Here is a 19,974-nt window from a genome sequence, read left to right as displayed (position 1 = left end):
CTCTCGTGTGGGTTCGTCGTCCACTCAGTCTGGGATCACCGACGTCGTGGTGAGAAGTGCTGAATCTGTAGCGGTGGTTCACTTTTTGTACTGGTCGCGCAGCCGAGGCACGTGTTTACTGAGGCATCGACGTGAGAGGGCGCGATGACCAGCTACGGCCAGTTCTGTCCGATGGCGAAGGCCATGGAGGTCCTCGACGAGCGCTGGACGCTCCTCATCGTCCGGGAGCTGCTTCTGGGCAGCACCCGCTTCAACGACCTTCGCCGCGGCAACCCGCGGATGTCCCCGGCTCTGTTGTCCAAGCGCCTCGGCACCCTCGAGCATGCAGGCGTGGTGCGCCGCGACGTCCAGGAGGGGCGCGCCCGCTACACCCTCACGCAGGCCGGAGAGGAGCTCGCTCCGGTCATCCAGGCTCTCCAGGTGTGGGGAGTGCGCTGGGTCGGCAGTCTCGGCTCGGAGGACCTCGACCCGCACCTGCTCCTCTGGGACATGAAGCGGACGATTCCCACCGACCCGTGGCCGCCGGGTCTCACGGTCGTGGCCCTGACCTTTCCCGACGTCGAGAGCCGGGCGGCGCGCTGGTGGATCTGTGTCCGCGACGGCGAGGTGGACGTCTGCGACTACGACCCCGGCTTCGACGTGGCGGCCCGACTCACCTTGTCCCTGCGGACCCTGTCGGAGATCTGGCGCGGAGACCGTTCGTGGGCTTCGGCGGCGAGCGGCGAGCTCGTGGACATCGACGCCTCGAGCAGCATCCGGCGCGTCGTACCTCGATGGATCGGGCAGTCGTCGGCAGCGTTGGTGCCGCGTCCGGGCCCCGAGCTCGTGTCCTAGCCGGCGTACGTGTCGACAGGCTCGCCCTGCTCGGACCAGGATCACGGCTCGAACGGCACCCCGACCGCCCGGGAGAGCAGCGCTTCGTCCTCGCCCAGCACCCCTGATCGACCCAATGCCGCAGGTCCCGTTTACCCGACGCCTGTGCCGGATAGGGTGCCGTCGTTCGCGTCTGCTGAAAGAAGGACCTCCATGTCTGAGCCGGCCTCCCCGTCCAGCGTCGCCACGGGACGCCCCGACGTCGAGCTGCGGCTGCCGGCCGACAGCGCCTACGCGTCGGTGCTGCGTACGACGACCGCCGGCCTGGCCGCACGCCTCGACTTCACCATCGACGACATCGAGGACCTGCGGATCGCCGTGGGCGAGGCCAACGCGATGGTCCTCGAGCATGCGGCGCCCGGCAGCGACCTCTCCAGCACCTTCCACCTGGCTCCCGGTGAGCTGGTGGTGTCGGTGAGCGTCGCGACCGACGGCACTCCGGCGCCCGACCTGGACAGCTTTGCCTGGCAGGTCCTCACCACGCTCGCGACCGAGGCGGACGTGGAGGCAACCGACGGCCGCCTGACCGTGTCGATGACGATGACGTCCTCGGCGCCTCCCGCCCCGGGTGGCGTCGCCTGACATGGATCCTCTCGACCACCCCCCCGAGCCCGTTCCCCCGGACCCGGAGCAGACGGCACGCTCCCTGCGGGTCGCCGAGACCCGGCGACGCAGCGCCGAGCTGTTCACCGAGATGCGTCACGACGACTCCTCGGAGGCAGTGCGCGCCGGGTGCCGGGACTCCCTGGTGCAGCTCCACCTACCACTGGTGGAGCACTGTGCCCGCCGCTTCCGCAACCGCGGGGAGCCCTTCGAGGACCTGGTCCAGGTCGGCACGATCGGTCTGATCAAGTCCGTCGACCGATTCGACACCGATCGCGGCGTGGAGTTCTCGACGTACGCCACCCCCACGATCATCGGCGAGATCAAGCGCTACTTCCGGGACAAGGGCTGGGCGATCCGGGTCCCCCGCCGACTCCAGGAGCTGCGGATGCAGATCGGGGCGGCGACCGCCGAGCTCAACCAGAGCCTGGGTCGCTCCCCCACCCCGCGCGAGCTCGCCGAGGCGATCGGCTGCACGGTCGAGGAGATCGTCGAGGGCCTGGAGTCGAGCAACGCCTACTCCACCCTGTCCCTGGACGCCACCGACAACTCCGACGACGGCTCCTCGAGCATGCTCGACGCCATCGGGATGGACGACGCAGGTCTCGAGCACGTCGAGATCCGGGAGTCCATCAAGCCGCTGCTCGAGCAGCTGGAGCCCCGGGAGAAGAAGATCCTGCTGCTCCGGTTCTTCAAGAACATGACGCAGTCGCAGATCGCCGAGGAGATCGGCGTGTCTCAGATGCACGTCTCGCGGCTGCTCAACCGGACCCTGGAGCAGCTGCGCCACTCGCTCGAGGAGCCGACCTGACCCCTCCGTCCCGAGGGGGTCGGCCCACGGGCCACCCAGCTGTCAGCCGGCGTCGTCCTCCGCCGCCGGCATCAGGACCTCGATGCTGGCCGGGCTCAGCATCCCGGCCAGCGCGACCAGGGCGGCCACTGCCAGCACACCTGCCAGCAGCGGCGCGTCGCGCACGTTCCACGCGATCCCGAGCTGGATGAGCTGGCTCATCAGGACCGGGCCCCGGGCCCAGCCCCAGCGCCGGGTCAGGGCAACGGCGCACCCGACCAGCGCGACGCCGTAGACGAGGAAGAAGATCGCGGTGGAGATCCCCACGGACAACCGGTCCCCCACGATGCTGAGGGCCTCGGCGACGCCCAGACCGATGAGCACGAGGCCCTGGACCGCGACCAAGGAGACCGCTACGGTCAACGGAGGCGGGTTCACAGGGCGGGAATCAGCCATGACACCACTGTAGTCGGGCCCGATCGGGCTCGACTCGGCCTATTCCCATCTGGTTTGTGACCCACAAGACCCGGTTTGCCCTTGATCCTGACCGGCATTGTTGCGAGAGTGATCAGGCGCTAGTGAAATCCTTCACACACAGGCCTACACGCGCGCCCGCAGGCCTGAGCATCCCTGCCTGCACATACGAGAGACAAGGATCCACCAGCCATGGATTGGCGCCACCGCTCCGCCTGCCTCGACGAGGACCCGGAGCTGTTCTTCCCGATCGGCAACACCGGCCCGGCCATCCTCCAGATCGAGGAGGCCAAGCAGGTGTGCCGTCGTTGTGACGTGCGCGAGCAGTGTCTCGCGTGGGCGCTCGAGGCTGGGCAGGACCACGGTGTCTGGGGCGGGCTCGGCGAGGACGAGCGCCGCGCGCTCAAGCGTCGCAACTCCCGCTCGCGGGTGCGTTCGCTGGCCTGACGGCCGCGCCTCGTTCTCCCAGGACCGTCACGGGGCCGGGATGTCGATGCTGACCCGCGTCCCACCCTGCGGACGCGGGACCATGTCGAGCTGACCACCCAGCTCCGACTCCACGAGGGTGCGCACGATGGACAGCCCCAGGTTGGTCGATCCCTCGAGTGAGAAACCGTCGGGAAGACCGCGTCCGTCGTCCTCCACCGTCACGTGCATCCGGCCCACTCGGATGTCGACGGCGACCTCGATCTCCCCCAGGCTCTCCACGCTCTCGCTGCAGACCCCGACGTAGCCGTGCTCGACCGCGTTCTGCAGCAGCTCGGTCAGAACCATGGCCAGGGTGTTGGCCACCTCGGAGGGAAGCACCCCGAACGAGCCCGTACGGCGGGTGCGCACCCGCCCGGTCAAGGCGCTCACCTCGGTCACCATCCCGCCGAGGCGATCGGCGATCTCGTCGAAGTCGACGCTCTCCTCGACGGCCTGGCTCAGCGTCTCGTGCACGATCGCGATGGACCCGACCCGCCGTACGGCCTCCTCGAGGGCGGACTTGGCCTGCTCGTTGTCCACGCGGCGCGCCTGGAGGCGCAGCAGTGCCGCCACGGTCTGGAGGTTGTTCTTCACCCGGTGGTGGATCTCACGGATCGTGGCGTCCTTGGTGACCAGCTCGCGGTCGCGACGACGCAGGTCGCTGACATCACGCACCAGGATCAGGCCACCGATGTGTGCGCCCTCGGTGCGCAGCGGGATCGAGCGGACGATCAGGGCGACGTCCTCGGTACCGATCTCGACGTCGCGGTGCGCGCGCCCACCGAGGACGGCGCTGAGCGTCTCCTCGTCGGGCCGTCGCCGGGGGGTGACCAGCTCGCGCACGAGGTCGGGCATCACGAGGCCGGCCAGGTCGCCGGAGAGCCCGAGTCGCCGGTACACCGACTGAGCGTTGGGACTGGCGTAGACCACGCGGCCGCTGGTGTCGACACGGACGAACCCGTCGCCGACGCGCGGGGAGTCGGCGTGGTCGCTGCGCTGCCCCGTCGCCGGGAAGTCACCGGTGGCGATCATCCGTGTCAGGTCGGAGGCAGTCTGGAGGTAGGAGAGCTCCAGGCGGCTCGGCGTACGCACCCCGAGCAGGTTCGTGTGACGCCCGATGACCCCGATCACCCGCCCCGCGCGCACCACCGGGATCGCCTCGATCCGGACCGGCACCTCGTCGCGCCACTCGGGGTCCCCGTCGCGGGCGATCCGGCCGTCGGCGAGGGCGGCGTCGAGCAGCGGCCGCGTGCCGTGCTCGACGAACATGCCGACGACGTCGTCCACGTAGGCCGTGGGTCCGGTCGTGGGCCGCATCTGTCCGGCTGCCCAGAACCCGTGCCCGTTGCGGTCCGCGAGCCACAGCACGAGGTCGGCGAAGGAGAGGTCGGCGATGATCTGCCAGTCGGCCTGGAGCAGCTGGAGCCAGGCGACGTCGGCGGCATCGAGATCCGTGTAGGTGCGTACCAGCTCGGAGAAGGAAGGCACGAGAGGCAGCCTAGTGGTCCGCCCCGCGTGCAGTCCGTCACGGGTCGGGGACCGGGCACGGGGGTGCACTCATCTCTTCCTCAGGCGCCTTTGGCAGGATGACCCGCGTGACTCGGGTGAACTGGAAAGCTGTGCTCGACGACGACTTCCAGGTCCCCGACCACACCCCCCTGGGTGACCTGACCACGGAGCTCACCGAGCTCCTCGGCTCCCCCGACGCCGACCTGCGCGACCGACTCGCCTACCCGACGCTCGCGACGTGGATCGAGAGGGGCGTCTACGACGACCTGCTCCCCGGCCTGGGCGACGGCATGGTCGCCGGGCTCCGGGTGGGTCTGGGCGAGCCGGAGGGCGACGACGTGTTCCGACGCAGCTTCTCGGCGTTGGTGCTGGCCGAGTGCATCGCCCGCGACAACTCCCGACCCCTCGTGCTCGGGGGAAAGGTGCTGCAGTGGGGCGACGCCCTGGCCACCTGGCTGCTGCGCGAGCGGGACCTGCGCGGTTTCGTGCCCGGCAAGGGGTGGGCCCACTCGATCGCCCACGGGGCCGATGCCCTCGGGGTGCTGGCCCGCTCGCCCCACCTCGCGGCGGCCGAGCTGACCGTGCTGCTGGACGTCATCGTCGACCGTCTCGTGCTGCCGGTCGAGCGCCCCTTCCAGCACGGCGAGGACGACCGGTTGGCGGCAGCGACCATCGCGGTGCTGCGTCGCGACTCCGTGCCGATGACCGTCCTGGAGCCGTGGATCAACCGGATCACCGCCGCGGCGACCGCTCCCCGGGCCTCGTCCGCCGATCCCTACCTGACGACCGGCAACGCCCAGGGGTTCCTGCGGTCCCTCTACCTCGGCCTCGCCCTGGGTGCCCGCCCGCCGGCGATCCGGGCCGACCTGATGCTCGTCCTCGTGGGTGCTCTGCGCGCCACCAACGTCGTGCTGCGCGACGGCTGATCCGCCCACCACCGCAGCGGGCTAGGGTCGGGACATGACCGACATCACAGACCTTCCCGAGGCTCCCGTCGCGGGTCCCGGAGAGATCAGCGGCCACGCCGGAGAGCTGGCCGTCGCCGTTGCCCGAGCCCACGGCGTCGAAACGATGTTCACGCTCTCCGGCGCCCACGTCTTCCCGATGTACGACGGTGCGGTCACGGCGGATCCGCCGATGCGCCTCCTCGACGTCCGCCACGAGCAGACGGCTGCCTTCGCGGCCGAGGCGACCGGCAAGCTGACGCGCGTGCCCGGACTCGCCGTGCTCACGGCCGGCCCGGGCGTGACCAACGGGGTGAGTGCCATCGCCCAGGCCCAGTTCGCCGGGTCACCGATGGTCGTGGTGGGCGGGCGGGCCCCGCAGAACCGCTGGGGAAGCGGCAGCCTCCAGGAGCTCGACCAGCCCCCGATCGTGGCATCGGTGGCCAAGCTCTCGCGGACCCTCCCGACCGCCGGCGATGTCCTGGGCGGCATGGGCGAGGCCTTCCGTGCGGCCGGGTCCTCCCATCGCGGCCCGGTCTTCGTCGACGTGCCGATGGACGAGTTCTTCTCCTCGGCGCTGGGGCCCGAGCCGACCGGCGGCACCGACCGCGGCGCTGAGCCCGACACCGAAGCGATCGCGACCATCGCCTCGTTGCTGGCCGCAGCCTCACGACCGGTCCTCATCCTCGGCACCGACGTGTGGGCCGACGGCGCCGAGGTGGCCGCCCTGCGCTTCGTCGAGGACCTGGGCGTCCCCGCCATCACCAACGGCATGGGCCGTGGCATCGTCCCGGGCGGGCACCGGTTGCTGGTCACCAAGGCCCGCGGTCGGGCTCTCAACGGCGCCGACCTGGTGGTCGTCGTCGGCACTCCCCTCGACTTCCGCCTGGGGTACGGCGTGTTCGGCGGCAAGGAGGAGGGCTCGACGCCAGCCCGGGTCGTCCACGTCGCCGACTCCCCCGGCCAGCTCTCGGCTCACGCGACTCTGGCCGCCTCGGTCTCCGGCGACCTGGCCTCGGTCTTCGACGCACTGCAAGGGGCGCTCGAGCGTGGCCCCAAGCCCGACTGGACCGACTGGGTCACCGACCTCCAGGCCACCGTCGCGCAGACCACGGGGCGCGACCGCGCACTGCTCACCGCCGAGGCCGACCCGATCCACCCGGCCCGCATCTACGGCGAGCTCGTCCCTCGTCTGGCCGACGATGCCGTCGTGATCGGCGACGGAGGCGACTTCGTGAGCTTCGCCGGCAAGTTCGTCGAGCCACAGCGCCCTGGTGGGTGGCTCGACCCCGGCCCCTACGGCTGCCTGGGCGCGGGGCTCGGCGCGGCGATCGCCGCCCGGATCGCGCGACCGTCGGCCCAGGTCGTGCTGCTCCTGGGCGACGGCGCGGCCGGCTTCTCGCTGATGGACGTCGACACCCTCGTGCGGCACAACCTTCCCGTCGTGATGGTGATGGGCAACAACTCCGCCTGGGGCCTGGAGAAGGGCCCGATGCAGATGCTCTACGGCTACGACGTCGCCGCCGACCTCGCGCCCCAGACGCGCTACGACGACGTGGTGAAGGCGCTCGGGGGTGGTGGCGAGACGGTCACCGACCCGCGACAGATCGGACCGGCCCTGGACCGCGCCTTCGCGGCAGGCACGCCGTACCTCGTCAACGTGATCACCGACGTCGAGGCGGCGTACCCGCGCGCGACGTTCGGCATCTGAGGCGAGGCGTGGAGCTACGACGTGCGCGGTCCGACGAGTACGCGGCGATCGGGCAGCTGACGGTCGCTGCCTACGACCCGTTCCTGCTCGGACCCGAGGACTTCTACCGCGCCCGGTTGGCCGACACCGCGACCCGGGACGCCGAGGCCGAGGTGTGGGTCGCTGCCGAGGCCGACGGGTCGGTGCTCGGCGCCGTCACCGTCTGCCCGCAGGGCTCTCCGTGGCGCGAGATCGCCCACGAGGGCGAGGGCGAGTTCCGGATGCTCGCGGTCGCCCCCGCTGCTCAGGGCCGCGGCGTGGGTCGGGCGTTGACCGGCCTGGTGATCGAGCGAGCCCGGGACGACGGGGAGGGCTCGATCGTCTTGTCCAGCCTGGACCTGATGAGCACGGCTCACCGCCTCTACGAGAGCCTGGGCTTCGTGCGGGCCCCGGAGCGGGACTGGCGACCGCAGCCCGACGTGTCCCTGCTCGTCTACACCTTGGAGCTCTGATGACCGAGACACCCTCGACTCCCTTCGCGGCCACCCTCACCTTCACGGTCGGCGAGGACGACACGGCCCGCGCCGTCGGATCGGGCAGCCTCCCGGTGCTCGGCACGCCTCGGCTGCTCGCGTGGTGCGAGGCCGCGACGTGCGCGGCGCTCGAGACCACGCTGCCCGAGGGGTCGACCAGCGTCGGCACGAGGATCGCCCTCGAGCACACCGGGGCCAGCCCCGTCGGCCAGCAGGTCGAGGTGAGCGCCTCGACGACGTACGTCGACGGGCGGCTGCACCGGTTCACGGTGGCCGCTCGCCACCTCGGTGGCAACGGCAAGGTGGTCGGGACGGGCGAGATCACGCGTGTCGTCGTCGACTCGGAGAAGTTCCTCTCCCGCCTCGGCTGAGACTCCCGGGCCCTCGCTCGGGCGACCCGATTTCCCCGCGCCCGGTCGACCTGAGAGACTGGGTCGTTCATCGTTCGCGAAACAGGGAGTCACCATGGGCAAGACCGGCCGCAAGCGTCGCTCGCGTCGCAAGAAGGGCGCAAACCACGGCAAGCGCCCCAACACCTGAGTTCTCAGCAGCTGAGAACCCCCGACCGATCCGGCCGGGGGTTCTTGTGTTTCCGGGGCTCTCAGGCCTCGGTGATCCGGACCTGGACCTCACGGATCTGCACCCGCACCCGCTCGCGCAGCTCGCTGGGCGCGACCTCGGAGCAGGAGCGCGCCACGACCTGCTTGACCGTGCGCTGGAGGTCGTACTTCACCAGGCAGGGGTTGCAGGAGTCCAGGTGGAGCCGGACCGCGTCGCAGTCGGCGGCGTCCAGCTCGTTGTCGAGGAAGTAGACGATGCGCTCGAGGTAGTCGGCGCAGTCCTCGGCAGACGGGTCGGCGCCGAGCCCGTCGTGACGGTGGCCGGGGAGGTGGGAGTCGGTGCTCACTTCGCAGCCTCCTTCTTCGCGTCGACGGTGGCAGCGGGCAGCAGGTCGTTGGCCCGCACGTGGTCGGAGAGCATGTCGCGCAGCTGGCGCCGCCCACGGTGCAGGCGGGACATCACGGTGCCGATCGGCGTCTCCATGATCTCGGCGATCTCCTTGTAGGCGAAGCCCTCCACGTCGGCGAGGTAGACCGCGAGCCGGAACTCCTCGGGCAGACGCTGCAGGGCGTCCTTGACCTGGGAGTCGGGCAGGTGCTCGAGCGCCTCCATCTCCGCGGACCGCAGGCCCGTGGAGCTGTGGGACTCGGCGCGGGCGAGCTGCCAGTCCTCGACGTCCTCGCCCATCGACTGCTGCGGCTGGCGCTGCTTCTTGCGATAGGTGTTGATGAACGTGTTGGTCAGGATCCGGTAGAGCCAAGCCTTGAGGTTGGTGCCGGGCCTGAACTGGTGGAAGGCCGAGTAGGCCTTCGCGAACGTCTCCTGCACGAGGTCCTCGGCGTCGGCGGGGTTGCGGGTCATCCGCATCGCCGCCGAGTAGAGCTGGTCGAGGAAGGGCAGCGCGTCGCGCTCGAAGCGCAGGGAACGCTCGGCGTCGGTCTCGGTCTCGAGATCGACGGGCGCGTCGGTGGGCCCTGATGGATCCGTCGTGGGGTCGGTCAGCGATTCAGTCATCGCGTCCCAGCCTACGGGGCCGGACTCGGCGGGTCGTTCCAGTAGTGCCATCACGGTGGGGGAACGCCTCAGGTCGGGGCGACATTCCCCACCACGTCGCGCACGATCCACTCCAGCGTCGACTCCACGAGGATGTCGAGGGCCTGGTCCTGGGTGACGGGTCCGCGCGCCGGCACCTTGAAGCCGTGGTCGGCCCCCGGGATCACCACGAGGTCGAGGTCGCGCACGGGCGGGAACTCCTCGGGTCTCCCCATCGAGTCGCGCTCACCCTGGACGACCAGCGTCGGCAGTCGTACGCCGGTCAGCTCGGGCAGGCGCGACTTCTCGGGCTTGCCGGGCGGGTGCAGCGGGAACGCCAGCGCCAGGCAGCCCACCGCCCCGAGCCGCTTGGCCGTACGAGCGGCGGAGCGGGCGCCCGCCGAGCGGCCCCCCACGATCAGGGGCGTGCGCACCCGCAGCCGGTCGGCGCCTGCGGTGAGTCCGGCGTCCAGGGTGGGCGGAGGGGTGGCCACCTTGCGCCCGGCGACCCGCCACGGCTGCTCGAAGCGCACCACCGTGACGTTGTGTCGCGGCAGGTGCTCGGCCAGTGCCTCGAGGTCGCGGGACTCGATGCCGTTGCCGGCCCCGTGGCTGAGCAGCAGGGTGGCGATCGGCTTGCGTGCGCGGTGGCTGACGAGGCGTCCCTCGCCGTACGCGGTGTCGACCCGCAGCTCGGACCTCACGAGCTTCCCCCGGCACCCTGGGATGCGTCCTCGGCCGGGAGCGGCTCGACCAGCTCGGGTCCGTTGTTGCGCACGTTGCCCACGGCGGCCGAGACCGGGTACGCCTCGAGGTTGCCGGGTGCCGCCGGGACGAGCAGGTCCAGGAGGTCGGCTCGCTCGGTGCGCGGGTCGAGCCAGGCTGCTCGTCGGTCGGGCTCGACCATGAGGGGCATCCGGTCGTGGATCCGGCCGATGTCGTCCTCGGCGTCGGTGGTGATCACCGTGCAGGTCCAGCGGAAGCGCTCCGGGTCGTCGTCCTCGCGAGTCGGGTCGCGCCAGATCTCGTAGAGCCCCGCCATCGCCAGCGTGGCGCCGTCACGGGGTCGGATGAAGAAGGGCTGCTTCCTGGGCTTGCCTGCCTTGGTCCGCTGCTCCGTCGGGTACCACTCGAAGTAGCCGTCTGCCGGCAGCAGGCAGCGTCGGGAGGCGAAGGCCTTGCGGTAGGCCGGCTTGTCGGCGACGGTCTCCATGCGGGCGTTGATCATCCGGCTGCCGATGCTGGGGTCCTTGGCCCACGACGGCACCAGTCCCCACGTCAGGACGCGGAGCTGGCGCTCAGGGGGACGTGAGGTCTCCGGGGAGTCCTGGCTCGGCGGACGCTCCACGACGGCGTACACCTCCTTGGTGGGCGCGACGTTGTAGTCGGGCTCCAGCGGGGAGGCCACGCGTGACTCGACGATCTCGAACTCCTCGAGGAGGTCCTCGGGGCGTCGACTCGACGCATACCTGCCGCACATGGGGTCGAGGCTAGTCGCTTCGTACGGCGGGGTGAGTCCGCATCGGGGCAGGTCCTGTAGAAATGAAGCATGTCTTTGAGCCGCCGCATCGCCCGTCCTCTGCTCGCCGCCGGTTTCGTGTACGGCGCGCAGAACGTCCTGCGCAACGCCGAGGCGTTCGCCCCGAAGGCCGCACCCGCCTCGGAGAAGCTGGTCCCGTTGGTCAAGAAGGCCGGGATCCCTCTCAGCGACGACACCGAGACCCTGGTCAAGCTCAACGCCGGAGTGCAGCTCCTCGGCAGTCTCTCGCTCGTCACGGGCAAGGCACCGCGCACCGGCGCCCTGCTGCTGGCCGGGTCCATGGTGCCGACCACGGTCCTGGGGCACCCGTTCTGGTCCGAGAGCGACCCCGTGGTGAAGAAGACGATGCAGATGCACTTCTTCAAGAATCTCTCGATGCTGGGCGGCGCGATGATCGCCGCCGGCGACACCGACGGCAAGCCCGGCGTCGCCTGGCGCGCCAAGCGGGCTGCGAAGGATGCCCGGCGCGAGACCAAGCGGGCCACCGACAAGCTCACCTGACCGGGGCCGTTCGGCCCAACCGATACCCTGCGGCGGTGCCCGCCTCTGTTGCCGTCCAGGACCCCTGGCCCGCTCCGCGCGCCCTCGCGCCGGTGGACCTGCTCGTCTCGTTGCCGGGCAGCAAGTCGCTGACCAACCGTGCGCTGATCCTGGCGGCACTGGCCGGCGGCCCTTCGGTGGTGGGTCAGGCGCTGCGCTCGCGCGACACCCTGCTGATGGCAGAGGCCCTGCGCGCTCTGGGCGCGGTGGTCGACACCGAGACGGACGACTGGCGCGTGAGCCCGGCGACCTTCGTGGGGGACGGGATCGTCGACTGTGGGCTCGCCGGCACCGTGATGCGGTTCGTCCCGCCGATCGCCGGACTCTCCACCGGGACGACGACCTTCGACGGTGACGAGCACATGCGGACCCGCCCTGTAGGCGAGGTGCTCGGTGCCCTGAGCGCCCTGGGCGTGGCCGTGGACGACGGCGGCACCGGGTCCCTCCCGTTCGCCATCCGCGGCGGTGGAGCGGTCCCCGGCGGCACGGTCGTGATCGACGCCTCGGCGTCGTCGCAGTTCATCTCCGCGCTGCTGCTGGCCGGCGCCCGCTACGAGCACGGCGTCGACGTCCTGCACGACGGCAAGCCGGTCCCGTCGCTGCCCCACATCGAGATGACGGTGGCGATGCTGCGCGAGCACGGCGTCATGGTCGACGACAGCGAGGCCGACCGGTGGCGGGTCTCCCCCGGGCCGGTCCGAGCCCTGGACCGGCTGATCGAGCCCGACCTCTCCAACGCCGCCCCCTTCCTCGCCCTGGCCGCGGCCACCGGCGGCACGGTCACCGTGCGGCACTGGCCGCACACCACCCAGCAGCCGGGCGACGAGCTGCGCGAGATCCTGACCCTGATGGGCTGCACCGTGCAGCACACCGACGCGGGCCTCCAGGTCACCGGTCCCGAGCGACTGCAGGGCGTCGACCTGGACCTCCACGACGTCGGCGAGCTGACCCCGGCCGTCGCCGCGCTGTGCGCCCTCGCCACCACCCCGTCGCACCTGCGCGGCATCGCCCACATCCGAGGCCACGAGACCGATCGTCTCGCCGCGCTGGCGAGGGAGCTGGGGGCCCTGGGCGCCGAGGTCGTCGAGCGCCCCGACGGACTCTCGATCACCCCCGCACCCCTGCACGGCGGCGTGTGGCGCACCTACGCCGACCACCGGATGGCGCACGCCGGCGTCATCGTCGGCGCCGTCGTCGACGGGGTCCTGGTCGAGGACGTGGCGACCACCGCGAAGACGTTCCCCGACTTCGCCGGGTTCTGGTCGGGACTCCTGCCGTGAGGTCGGCGTGACGGGTCGCTACTCCACGCACGACATCGAGCACTACGACCGACCCCGGCGCCGCACCCGCCCGCGCACCAAGGAGCGGCCGTCGTACGACGACGCCGTGCAGGGCCGAGTCGTCACGGTCGACCGCGGCCGCTTCACACTTCTCGTCGACGACGTCGTCGTGCTGGCCGTCAAGGCCCGTCCGTTGGGACGCAAGGGCGTCGTCGTGGGCGACCGGGTGCGCGTCGTCGGCGACACCTCGGGCGACGAGGGGGCACTCGCGCGGATCGTGGAGGTCCTCCCGCGGACCACGACCCTGCGCCGTACCGCCGACGACGACGATCCGGTCGAGCGGGTCATCGTCTCCAACGCCGAGCAGCTGGTCGTGGTGACCGCGCTCGCCGACCCCGACCCCCAGCCGCGCCTGCTCGACCGCGCGCTGGTCGCCGCCTACGACGCCGGCATGGCCCCCCTGCTGTGCCTGACGAAGTCCGACCTCGCCGATCCCGAGACCCTGCTCTCGACGTACCGGTCCCTGGGCGTCCCGTGGGTCGTCACCCGGCGCGGCGGGGACCTGGCGGAGGTCCGCACGGCTCTCGCCGGCCGGACGTCGGTCCTCGTCGGGTCCAGCGGCGTCGGCAAGTCCACGCTCGTCAACGCCCTCGTGCCCGACGCCGACCGGGAGGTCGGCGTGGTCAACTCCGTGACCGGTCGTGGAAGGCACACCTCCACGTCGGCCTTCATGCTCGCCCTGCCTCGCGGGGAGGGCCAGGAAGCCGGGTGGATCATCGACACCCCGGGCATCCGGTCGTTCGGCCTGGCCCACGTGCGGCCGGAGGACCTGATCGGGGCCTTCCCCGACCTCGACGAGATGACCGAGGACTGCCCGCGGGGCTGCACCCACGGCGACGAGGAGCCCGAGTGCGGGCTCGACGTCGCTCTCGCCGAGGGCCAGGCCGACCCCGAGCGGGTGGCGTCGTTCCGGCGGCTGCTGGCCGCCCGGAGCGTCAGCGACTACTGATCCCCGCCCGATCCCCGGCTGATCCCCCGCGCGTCAACCGTTGAACGAGTCGGGCGGGTAGACGGCCCGGGCACCCGCATCGCCGGTCAGCACGACCATCACCAGCATCGCGACGGCCGAGGCCGCGAGGAGCACGTGCAGGCCCCCGCGGACTCCGGGGCTGCGGCGCTGGAAGAACGCCGAGACCAACGCGACGACGCCGAAGGCGACCGTCACCCACAGGAGCAGGCCGGCCCGTTCCTCGTGCTCGTCGATCTGGGGGTTGTCGGCGAAGAAGGCGTTGGCGCCGCGGAAGCTGTCCCCGCTGAAGTAGGCCGCCAGGATCGAGACCAGCGACACCATCGCCATCACCACGAGCGGCGTGCGCAGCCGCTCCTGCCACGCCGGGCTCACGACGTACGCGATCGCCAGCAGGGCCGCGATCGGAGCGAACACGACCGCAGCGTGCACGACGAGCGGGTGAAGCGGCACCCCATTGATCTCCATGGCTGATGATTCAACCAGGGCCCCACCCCATAGTGTGAGCGCCGTGGCACCACAGACCGACTACACCGACGACCTGCGCCTGGCGCACGTCCTCGCCGACGACGCCGACTCGCTGACGACCACGCGCTTCAAGGCGCTCGACCTGCACGTGATGAGCAAGCCCGACCTCACGCCGGTCACCGACGCCGACGAGGCCGTCGAGGAGGGCATCCGTCGCACGCTCTCGCGCGTCCGCTCGCGCGACGCGATCACCGGCGAGGAGCAGGGCAGCAGCGGCAACTCGGCGCGCCGCTGGATCGTCGACCCGATCGACGGCACGAAGAACTTCGTCCGCGGCGTCCCCGTCTGGGCCACGCTCATCTCCCTGGCCGTCGACGACGAGGTCGTCCTCGGCGTCGTCTCGGCGCCCCAGCTCCAACGCCGCTGGTGGGCCTCGGTCGGCAACGGCGCCTGGACGGGGCGCTCGCTGCTGAAGGCCACGCAGATGCAGGTCTCCGACGTACGACGCCTCGAGGACGCCTCCCTGTCCTACTCCTCCCTCGGTGGCTGGGAGGAGCGCGGGCTGCGCGAGGAGTTCAACGCGCTGCTGCGTCGGTGCTGGCGCAATCGCGCGTACGGCGACTTCTGGTCCTACATGCTCCTCGCCGAGGGGGCCGTCGACCTGGCCGCCGAGCCCGAGCTCGAGGTCTACGACATGGCAGCCCTCGACGTCATCGTGCGCGAGGCCGGCGGCCGCTTCACCTCCCTCGAGGGCAACGACGGCCCCTGGGGCGGCAACGCGCTCGCGTCCAACGGCCACCTGCACGAGGCCGCCCTGTCCTTCCTGGCCACGTTGCCGGGCGGCAACGACGGGGGCGACCCCGACTGGCCCCCGTCCGGACCCGGCACCGTGAGCGACCTGCGGTCACGACGCCGCGAGGACTGACGCCCCCGTCGCTCTCACTCCCGGCGAGGATGCTGGTCACGCGGCGTCGGGCCGAGTAGCGTCCTGTCATGCGCATGGGCGAGATCCTCAAGGCCAAGGACAACCAGGACGTCGTGACGATCACGCCGGACGCGGACGTGCGCGAGCTCGTCGCCACCCTCGCCCAGCACAACATCGGCGCCCTGGTCGTCTCCACCGACGGGGTCGCCCTCGACGGCATCGTCAGCGAGCGCGACGTGGTGCGCCACCTCCACCACGACGGGACCGTCATCAACAACACGGTCTCGGCGATCATGACCACGTCCGTGCAGACCTGCTCGTCCGAGGACGACCTCGACGAGGTCATGGCCACGATGACCCAGCGACGCTTCCGCCACATCCCCGTCGTCGAGGGCGGCCAGGTCATCGGGATCGTGTCGATCGGCGACGTCGTCAAGCACAAGATCGGCCAGTTGGAGTTCGAGCGCGACCAGCTGGACGGCTACATCAACCAGGCCTGAGGCCACGGAGCACCAGGGCACCTAGGGTGGGCGCGTGGCACTCACCTCACGCAGCGGGCCCGGCGACGGGCACATCCTGATCACCGGGACCGGCCGCTCCGGCACGACGCTCCTCGTGCAGTACTTCACCGCTCTCGGCTTCGACACCGGCTTCACTCCCGAGCAGATCGAGCGACGGATCGACGACGTCTCGCACGCCGGCCTCGAGACGCCGTTGACCCGCGATCCTCTCCCCTACGTCGCCAAGTCGCCGTTCTACACCGGGAGCCTCGGAACGGCGTTGGACGCCGGCGAGGTCCAGGTCGCCGCCTGCGTCGTGCCGATGCGCGACCTGTTCGCCGCCGCCGAGAGCCGCCGCCGGGTCTCGGCCGCAGCCGTGGCGGCGGGCAAGGATCCCGCGTCCGCCCGTGGCGGGCTGACCTTCCAGGCCCAGAAGCGGCCCAAGAAGCAGGAGGAGCGCCTTGCCGTGCAGTTCTACAAGCTCCTGCACGCCCTCGTGCGGCACGACGTGCCGACGTACTTCCTCAACTTCCCGGGCTTCGCCAACGGCGAGCGCGACCTGTACGCCGACCTCGAGCCGCTGCTGGCCGCGCACGGGGTCACGGCGGAGGAGTCGGCGGCCGCCCTCGCGCGCGTCGCGCGGGTCGACCTGATCACGGACTTCACCCAGCCCGGCGAATGACGTCGGCGCCGCTGACCTACACGAGCGCGGCCGGGCGCTGGACGCTGCTCGCCACCATCCTCGGCTCCGCCCTGGCCGGGATCGACGCCACGGTCGTCAACGTCGCCCTGCCGGCCATCGGCGCAGACCTCGACGCCGACTTCACCGCCCTGCAGTGGACGGTCTCGGCCTACGCCCTGACCCTGGCCTCCTTCATCCTGCTCGGCGGCACCCTCGGTGATCGGTTCGGTCGCCGGCGGGTCTTCCTCGTCGGCGTGGTGTGGTTCGCCGGTGCCTCGGGCCTGTGCGGCCTGGCGATCAACGCCGAGATGCTGATCGGCGCGCGTGCGCTCCAGGGCGTGGGCGCGGCGCTGCTGACGCCGGGCAGCCTGTCGATCCTCCAGTCGAGCTTCCGATCGCGAGACCGCGCCCGGGCGATCGGGGCGTGGTCGGGTCTCGGTGGGGTCGCCACGGCGGTGGGCCCTGTGCTCGGTGGGTGGCTGGTCGACGTCGCCTCGTGGCGCTGGGTCTTCCTGATCAACCTGCCGCTCGCAGCGGTGGTCGTGGTCGTCGCGCTGCGTCACGTGCCCGAGTCTCGCGACCCGGGCGCCGAAGGAACCCACGCAGACTGGGGCGGTGGCGTCCTGGGTGCCCTCGCCCTCGCGGGTCTCACCTTCGCGCTGATCGAGTCCGGGGCCGGCGCGGCCCACGTCCTCCCGGCCCTCGCCGTCGGGCTCGTCGGGGCGCTGCTCTTCTGGTGGCGTGAGCGGCGTGCGGACTACCCGGTCCTGCCGCTGGACGTGTTCGCGGCCGGTCAGTTCAGCGCCACGAACGCGGTGACCTTCTTCGTGTACGGCGGCTTCGGCGCGTTGTTCTTCCTGCTGGTCGTGCACCTGCAGGTCGTGGCCGGCTTCGGCCCCATCGCCTCGGGGTCCTCGCTGCTCCCCGTCACCGTCATCATGCTGCTGCTGTCCTCGCGCTCGGGCGCGCTCGCGGCACGGATCGGTCCGCGCCTGCAGATGAGCGCCGGCCCTCTCGTGGCGGCCCTGGGGGTCCTGCTGCTGGCGCGTGTCGGCGCGGGGGCGTCGTACGTCGTCGACGTCCTGCCCGGGGTGGCGGTCTTCGGCCTCGGACTCGCCATCATGGTCGCGCCGCTCACCGCCGCGGCCCTCGCCGCGGCACCACCCGAGCACGCCGGCATGGCGTCGGGCGTCAACAACGCCGTCGCGCGCACGGGGGGACTGCTGGCCGTGGCCGCGATCCCGCTCCTGGCCGGGATCGGGGTCGACAGCTACGACTCCCCGGCCTTCGCCGACGGCTACCGGCACGCCTTGTGGATCTCGGCGGCGATCCTCGTCGGAGCCGGGGTCCTGGCCGGGCTGGTGGTGCGCAACGACCTCCTCGACGACGACGACGCCGATGCCGATGCCGACGAGGCCAGCCGGGGCCGTGCGGAGGCCTCCCAGCTGCCGCACTGTGCCGTCGGCGCACCGCCCCTGCTGGGTGCGTGCGACCACGAGAGGCAGGCCTGCCGGAGGTGATCCGGAGGGTGGCTAGGGTGAGAGTCATGGACAAGCCTGAGATCGACTTCCCTGACTTCGAGCCCCCCGCAGACCTGGTCATCACCGACCTCACCGAGGGCGACGGCGCCGAGGCCGCCGCCGGACAGACGGTCAAGGTCCACTACGTCGGCGTCGCCCACTCGACCGGCGAGGAGTTCGACGCCTCCTACAACCGCGGCGAGCCGCTGCAGTTCCGCCTGGGCATCGGCCAGGTCATCTCCGGCTGGGACACCGGCGTGCAGGGCATGAAGGTCGGCGGTCGTCGCCAGCTCGTCATCCCGCCACACCTGGGGTACGGCGACCGCGGTGCCGGTGGTGTGATCAAGGCCGGCGAGACGCTGATCTTCGTGGTGGACCTGCTGGCCGTCAGCTGACGGGCTGCACGGCGCCCGTCACCCCTACCAGGGGAAGTCGTCGGGCGTCGACCCGTCGGAGACCCGCGCCGCCTGAGCGGCGACGGAGACGACCTCGCCGTTGACGAGCTGTCGCCCGCGCCGGGTCTCGGGTTGGCCGTTGACGCGCACCATGCCGGCGGCCAGGAGCGCCTTGGCGTCCGATCCCGAGTCGACCAGGTTGGCGAGCTTGAGGAACTGACCGAGCTTGATGGTGGAGTCGCTGATCGAGACGTTGACGGGTTCTGCAGCCATGGGCGAAGTCAATCACCTCCGGCCGCAGATCAGCTCAGCAGCACCGCCACGGCGTGGATCACCACCCCCACGAGCCCGCCGACCAGGGTGCCGTTGATCCGGATGAACTGCAGGTCGCGCCCGACGTGCAGCTCGATCCGGTCGGCGGCCTCCCGGCCGTCCCAGCGCTCGATCGTGTGGGTGATGACCGCGGTCACCTCGGTGCCGTAGCGCTCGACGCCGAAGACCGTTGCGTCGGCGAGTCGTCGGTCGATGCGTGAGCGGAGCTCCTCGTCGCTCGCGAGTCGATCGGCGAGGGCACGCACCTCGGTCAGCAGCCGCCGACGTACGGCGCCGTCGGGGTCCTCGAGCGAGCCGGTCAGCGCTCTGCGCAGGGCGTCCCACAGGGAGATCACCGACGAGAGCACGGCAGGGTGGTCGAGCAGGCGCTCCTTGAGCCGCTCCGCGCGCTGCTGGACGTCGTCGTCGCCGAGGAGGTCCTCGGCCAGCTGGTGCAGCAGCGAGTCGAGCGCCAACCTCGCGCGGTGACCGGGCTGGCTGCGGATGTCGTCGACCCACCGCACGATCTCGGTGTGGATCCGGGCGGTGACCCGGTCGTTGATACGGTCGGGAGCCCACCAGGGTGCGCGCTCACCCAGCACCTCCTGGACGGTGTCCGGGTTGTCGCGCAACCAGTCGGCCAGCTCCTCGAGCGCGAGGTCGACGAGCCCGTGGTGGACGTCGTCGCGCAACGCCTCGGAGAGCAGCCCACCGAGCAGCGGCGAGATCGGCTCCTCGCGGAATCGCGGCACCAACGCCTCGTGCACGAGCGCCTCGACGTGGTCGTCGCGGACCTTGCCCAGGCCGACCACCGCGACCTCGGCGACCTCCACCACGACGCGGCGGGCGTTGGCCTCCTCGGCGAGCCAGTCCCCGACGCGAGCAGCGATCCGGGCGCTGGTGATCCGCTCGCGCACCACGTCCTCGGCCAGGAAGTTCTCGCCGACGAACTCCTGCAACCCCCGGCCGAGGTCGTCCTTGCGGCGCGGGATCAGCGCGGTGTGCGGGATCGGCAGGCGCAAGGGGTGCCGGAACAGCGCGGTCACCGCGAACCAGTCCGCGATCGCCCCGACCATCGAGGCCTCGGCACCGGCGTTCACGAAGCCGAGGAAGCCGTCGCGGTCCAGGGTCGCCAGGTAGACGGCGGCGGCCGCGACGAGCAGCGCCAGCGCGACCGTGCGCATCCGCCGCAGCCCGCGTCGTCGTACGTCGTCCGCGGACGCGAGCGGGGAGGTGGGCGGGGAGATGGGCGGGGCTGCCTGCGACACGGGAGGACTCACGATCCCCATCCTTGCGCGTCTGGGAAGC

General features: G+C 71.3%; 25 protein-coding genes. 16 read left to right on the top strand and 9 right to left on the bottom strand.

Annotation, left to right across the window (positions count from 1 at the left end; all coding sequences use genetic code 11):
- The first annotated feature begins 144 nt into the window (after positions 1-144).
- From Q1K33_RS09925 to Q1K33_RS09915, 3 genes are all read left to right on the top strand, one after another.
- A complete protein-coding gene (locus Q1K33_RS09925; protein WP_300403402.1) occupies positions 145-834 on the top strand; it encodes a helix-turn-helix domain-containing protein in 690 nt (229 codons plus the stop codon).
- Positions 835-1,026: 192 nt separating this feature from the next.
- A complete protein-coding gene (locus Q1K33_RS09920) occupies positions 1,027-1,455 on the top strand; it encodes an anti-sigma factor (protein WP_300403400.1) in 429 nt (142 codons plus the stop codon).
- A 1-nt stretch (position 1,456) separates the two neighbouring features.
- Positions 1,457-2,287: an RNA polymerase sigma factor SigF gene (locus Q1K33_RS09915; protein WP_300403398.1), complete on the top strand. Its 831-nt coding sequence runs from the start codon at positions 1,457-1,459 to the stop codon at positions 2,285-2,287.
- A 42-nt stretch (positions 2,288-2,329) separates the two neighbouring features.
- On the opposite strand, the gene Q1K33_RS09910 is transcribed toward Q1K33_RS09915, so the two are convergent.
- Positions 2,330-2,722, bottom strand: a complete 393-nt coding sequence (locus tag Q1K33_RS09910; protein WP_300403396.1) for a hypothetical protein — start codon at positions 2,720-2,722, stop codon at positions 2,330-2,332.
- Positions 2,723-2,932: 210 nt separating this feature from the next.
- Between Q1K33_RS09910 and Q1K33_RS09905 the strand changes: the two genes are divergently transcribed.
- Positions 2,933-3,187 carry a WhiB family transcriptional regulator gene (locus tag Q1K33_RS09905; protein ID WP_300403394.1) on the top strand — a complete coding sequence of 85 codons (255 nt, stop codon included), beginning with the start codon at positions 2,933-2,935 and terminating at the stop codon, positions 3,185-3,187.
- Positions 3,188-3,214: 27 nt separating this feature from the next.
- Here Q1K33_RS09905 and Q1K33_RS09900 read toward each other — a convergent pair whose 3' ends face one another.
- Entirely contained in the window at positions 3,215-4,696 is a 1,482-nt protein-coding gene (locus Q1K33_RS09900) for a PAS domain-containing sensor histidine kinase (RefSeq protein WP_300403392.1), read from the bottom strand.
- Between the two features lie 107 nt (positions 4,697-4,803).
- Between Q1K33_RS09900 and Q1K33_RS09895 the strand changes: the two genes are divergently transcribed.
- From Q1K33_RS09895 to Q1K33_RS09880, 4 genes are read left to right on the top strand one after another with little or no spacing between them, the layout of a single operon-like run.
- A complete protein-coding gene (locus tag Q1K33_RS09895) occupies positions 4,804-5,643 on the top strand; it encodes a DUF2785 domain-containing protein (RefSeq protein ID WP_300403390.1) in 840 nt (279 codons plus the stop codon).
- 34 nt (positions 5,644-5,677) lie between these two features.
- The gene (locus Q1K33_RS09890) at positions 5,678-7,372 is read left to right on the top strand and encodes an acetolactate synthase (protein WP_300403389.1); all 1,695 of its coding nucleotides are present in this window, start codon (positions 5,678-5,680) and stop codon (positions 7,370-7,372) included.
- 8 nt (positions 7,373-7,380) lie between these two features.
- A complete protein-coding gene (locus tag Q1K33_RS09885) occupies positions 7,381-7,863 on the top strand; it encodes a GNAT family N-acetyltransferase (RefSeq protein ID WP_300403387.1) in 483 nt (160 codons plus the stop codon).
- Positions 7,863-8,255 (top strand): hotdog domain-containing protein, encoded by a 393-nt coding sequence (locus tag Q1K33_RS09880; RefSeq protein WP_300403385.1) that lies wholly within the window; start codon positions 7,863-7,865, stop codon positions 8,253-8,255. The genes Q1K33_RS09885 and Q1K33_RS09880 overlap by 1 nt, the downstream gene beginning before the upstream one ends.
- Positions 8,256-8,485: 230 nt before the next feature.
- Here the strand turns inward: Q1K33_RS09880 and rsrA are convergent, their stop codons facing one another.
- The 4 genes from rsrA to Q1K33_RS09860 form a co-directional block, all read right to left on the bottom strand.
- Positions 8,486-8,791, bottom strand: coding sequence for a mycothiol system anti-sigma-R factor (gene rsrA / locus Q1K33_RS09875; RefSeq protein WP_300403382.1), 306 nt, complete (start codon positions 8,789-8,791; stop codon positions 8,486-8,488).
- Complete coding sequence (locus Q1K33_RS09870; RefSeq protein WP_300403380.1) at positions 8,788-9,459, bottom strand: sigma-70 family RNA polymerase sigma factor; 672 nt, start codon at positions 9,457-9,459, stop codon at positions 8,788-8,790. The genes rsrA and Q1K33_RS09870 overlap by 4 nt, the downstream gene beginning before the upstream one ends.
- Before the next feature lie 68 nt (positions 9,460-9,527).
- The gene (locus Q1K33_RS09865; RefSeq protein WP_300403378.1) at positions 9,528-10,181 is read right to left on the bottom strand and encodes an alpha/beta family hydrolase; all 654 of its coding nucleotides are present in this window, start codon (positions 10,179-10,181) and stop codon (positions 9,528-9,530) included.
- Positions 10,178-10,957 carry an SOS response-associated peptidase gene (locus Q1K33_RS09860; RefSeq protein ID WP_300403376.1) on the bottom strand — a complete coding sequence of 260 codons (780 nt, stop codon included), beginning with the start codon at positions 10,955-10,957 and terminating at the stop codon, positions 10,178-10,180. Before Q1K33_RS09860 ends, Q1K33_RS09865 begins: the two co-directional genes overlap by 4 nt.
- A 69-nt stretch (positions 10,958-11,026) precedes the next feature.
- On the opposite strand from Q1K33_RS09860, the gene Q1K33_RS09855 reads away from it, so the two are divergent.
- The 3 genes from Q1K33_RS09855 to rsgA are packed head-to-tail and all read left to right on the top strand — an operon-like array spanning position 11,027 to position 13,846.
- A complete protein-coding gene (locus tag Q1K33_RS09855) occupies positions 11,027-11,518 on the top strand; it encodes a DoxX family membrane protein (protein ID WP_300403374.1) in 492 nt (163 codons plus the stop codon).
- A gap of 35 nt (positions 11,519-11,553) precedes the next feature.
- Complete coding sequence (gene aroA, locus Q1K33_RS09850) at positions 11,554-12,837, top strand: 3-phosphoshikimate 1-carboxyvinyltransferase (RefSeq protein ID WP_300403372.1); 1,284 nt, start codon at positions 11,554-11,556, stop codon at positions 12,835-12,837.
- A gap of 7 nt (positions 12,838-12,844) precedes the next feature.
- A complete protein-coding gene (rsgA, locus tag Q1K33_RS09845; protein WP_300403370.1) occupies positions 12,845-13,846 on the top strand; it encodes a ribosome small subunit-dependent GTPase A in 1,002 nt (333 codons plus the stop codon).
- 33 nt (positions 13,847-13,879) lie between these two features.
- On the opposite strand, the gene Q1K33_RS09840 is transcribed toward rsgA, so the two are convergent.
- A complete protein-coding gene (locus tag Q1K33_RS09840; RefSeq protein ID WP_300403368.1) occupies positions 13,880-14,332 on the bottom strand; it encodes a DUF2231 domain-containing protein in 453 nt (150 codons plus the stop codon).
- 43 nt (positions 14,333-14,375) lie between these two features.
- Here Q1K33_RS09840 and Q1K33_RS09835 point away from each other — a divergent pair, with 43 nt between their 5' ends.
- From Q1K33_RS09835 to Q1K33_RS09815, 5 genes are all read left to right on the top strand, one after another.
- Positions 14,376-15,257, top strand: a complete 882-nt coding sequence (locus Q1K33_RS09835; RefSeq protein WP_300403366.1) for an inositol monophosphatase family protein — start codon at positions 14,376-14,378, stop codon at positions 15,255-15,257.
- A gap of 68 nt (positions 15,258-15,325) precedes the next feature.
- Positions 15,326-15,757, top strand: a complete 432-nt coding sequence (locus Q1K33_RS09830; RefSeq protein WP_300403364.1) for a CBS domain-containing protein — start codon at positions 15,326-15,328, stop codon at positions 15,755-15,757.
- A 34-nt stretch (positions 15,758-15,791) separates the two neighbouring features.
- Complete coding sequence (locus Q1K33_RS09825) at positions 15,792-16,439, top strand: hypothetical protein (RefSeq protein WP_300403363.1); 648 nt, start codon at positions 15,792-15,794, stop codon at positions 16,437-16,439.
- The gene (locus tag Q1K33_RS09820) at positions 16,436-17,959 is read left to right on the top strand and encodes an MFS transporter (RefSeq protein ID WP_300403361.1); all 1,524 of its coding nucleotides are present in this window, start codon (positions 16,436-16,438) and stop codon (positions 17,957-17,959) included. Before Q1K33_RS09825 ends, Q1K33_RS09820 begins: the two co-directional genes overlap by 4 nt.
- A 26-nt stretch (positions 17,960-17,985) precedes the next feature.
- Positions 17,986-18,354, top strand: coding sequence for an FKBP-type peptidyl-prolyl cis-trans isomerase (locus Q1K33_RS09815; protein ID WP_300403359.1), 369 nt, complete (start codon positions 17,986-17,988; stop codon positions 18,352-18,354).
- Between the two features lie 24 nt (positions 18,355-18,378).
- Here Q1K33_RS09815 and Q1K33_RS09810 read toward each other — a convergent pair whose 3' ends face one another.
- Together Q1K33_RS09810 and Q1K33_RS09805 are read right to left on the bottom strand one after the other, a co-directional pair.
- Entirely contained in the window at positions 18,379-18,627 is a 249-nt protein-coding gene (locus tag Q1K33_RS09810) for an RNA-binding S4 domain-containing protein (protein WP_300403357.1), read from the bottom strand.
- Positions 18,628-18,656: 29 nt separating this feature from the next.
- Positions 18,657-19,946, bottom strand: a complete 1,290-nt coding sequence (locus Q1K33_RS09805) for a DUF445 domain-containing protein (RefSeq protein ID WP_300403355.1) — start codon at positions 19,944-19,946, stop codon at positions 18,657-18,659.
- Positions 19,947-19,974 lie beyond the last annotated feature (28 nt).

Origin of the sequence: Nocardioides sp., assembly GCF_029937575.1 — a bacterium.
Taxonomy (GTDB): Bacteria; Actinomycetota; Actinomycetes; order Propionibacteriales; family Nocardioidaceae; genus Nocardioides.
The sequence above is the reverse complement of the archived record's forward strand: the minus strand, read 5'-3'. Positions and strand labels throughout refer to the sequence as shown.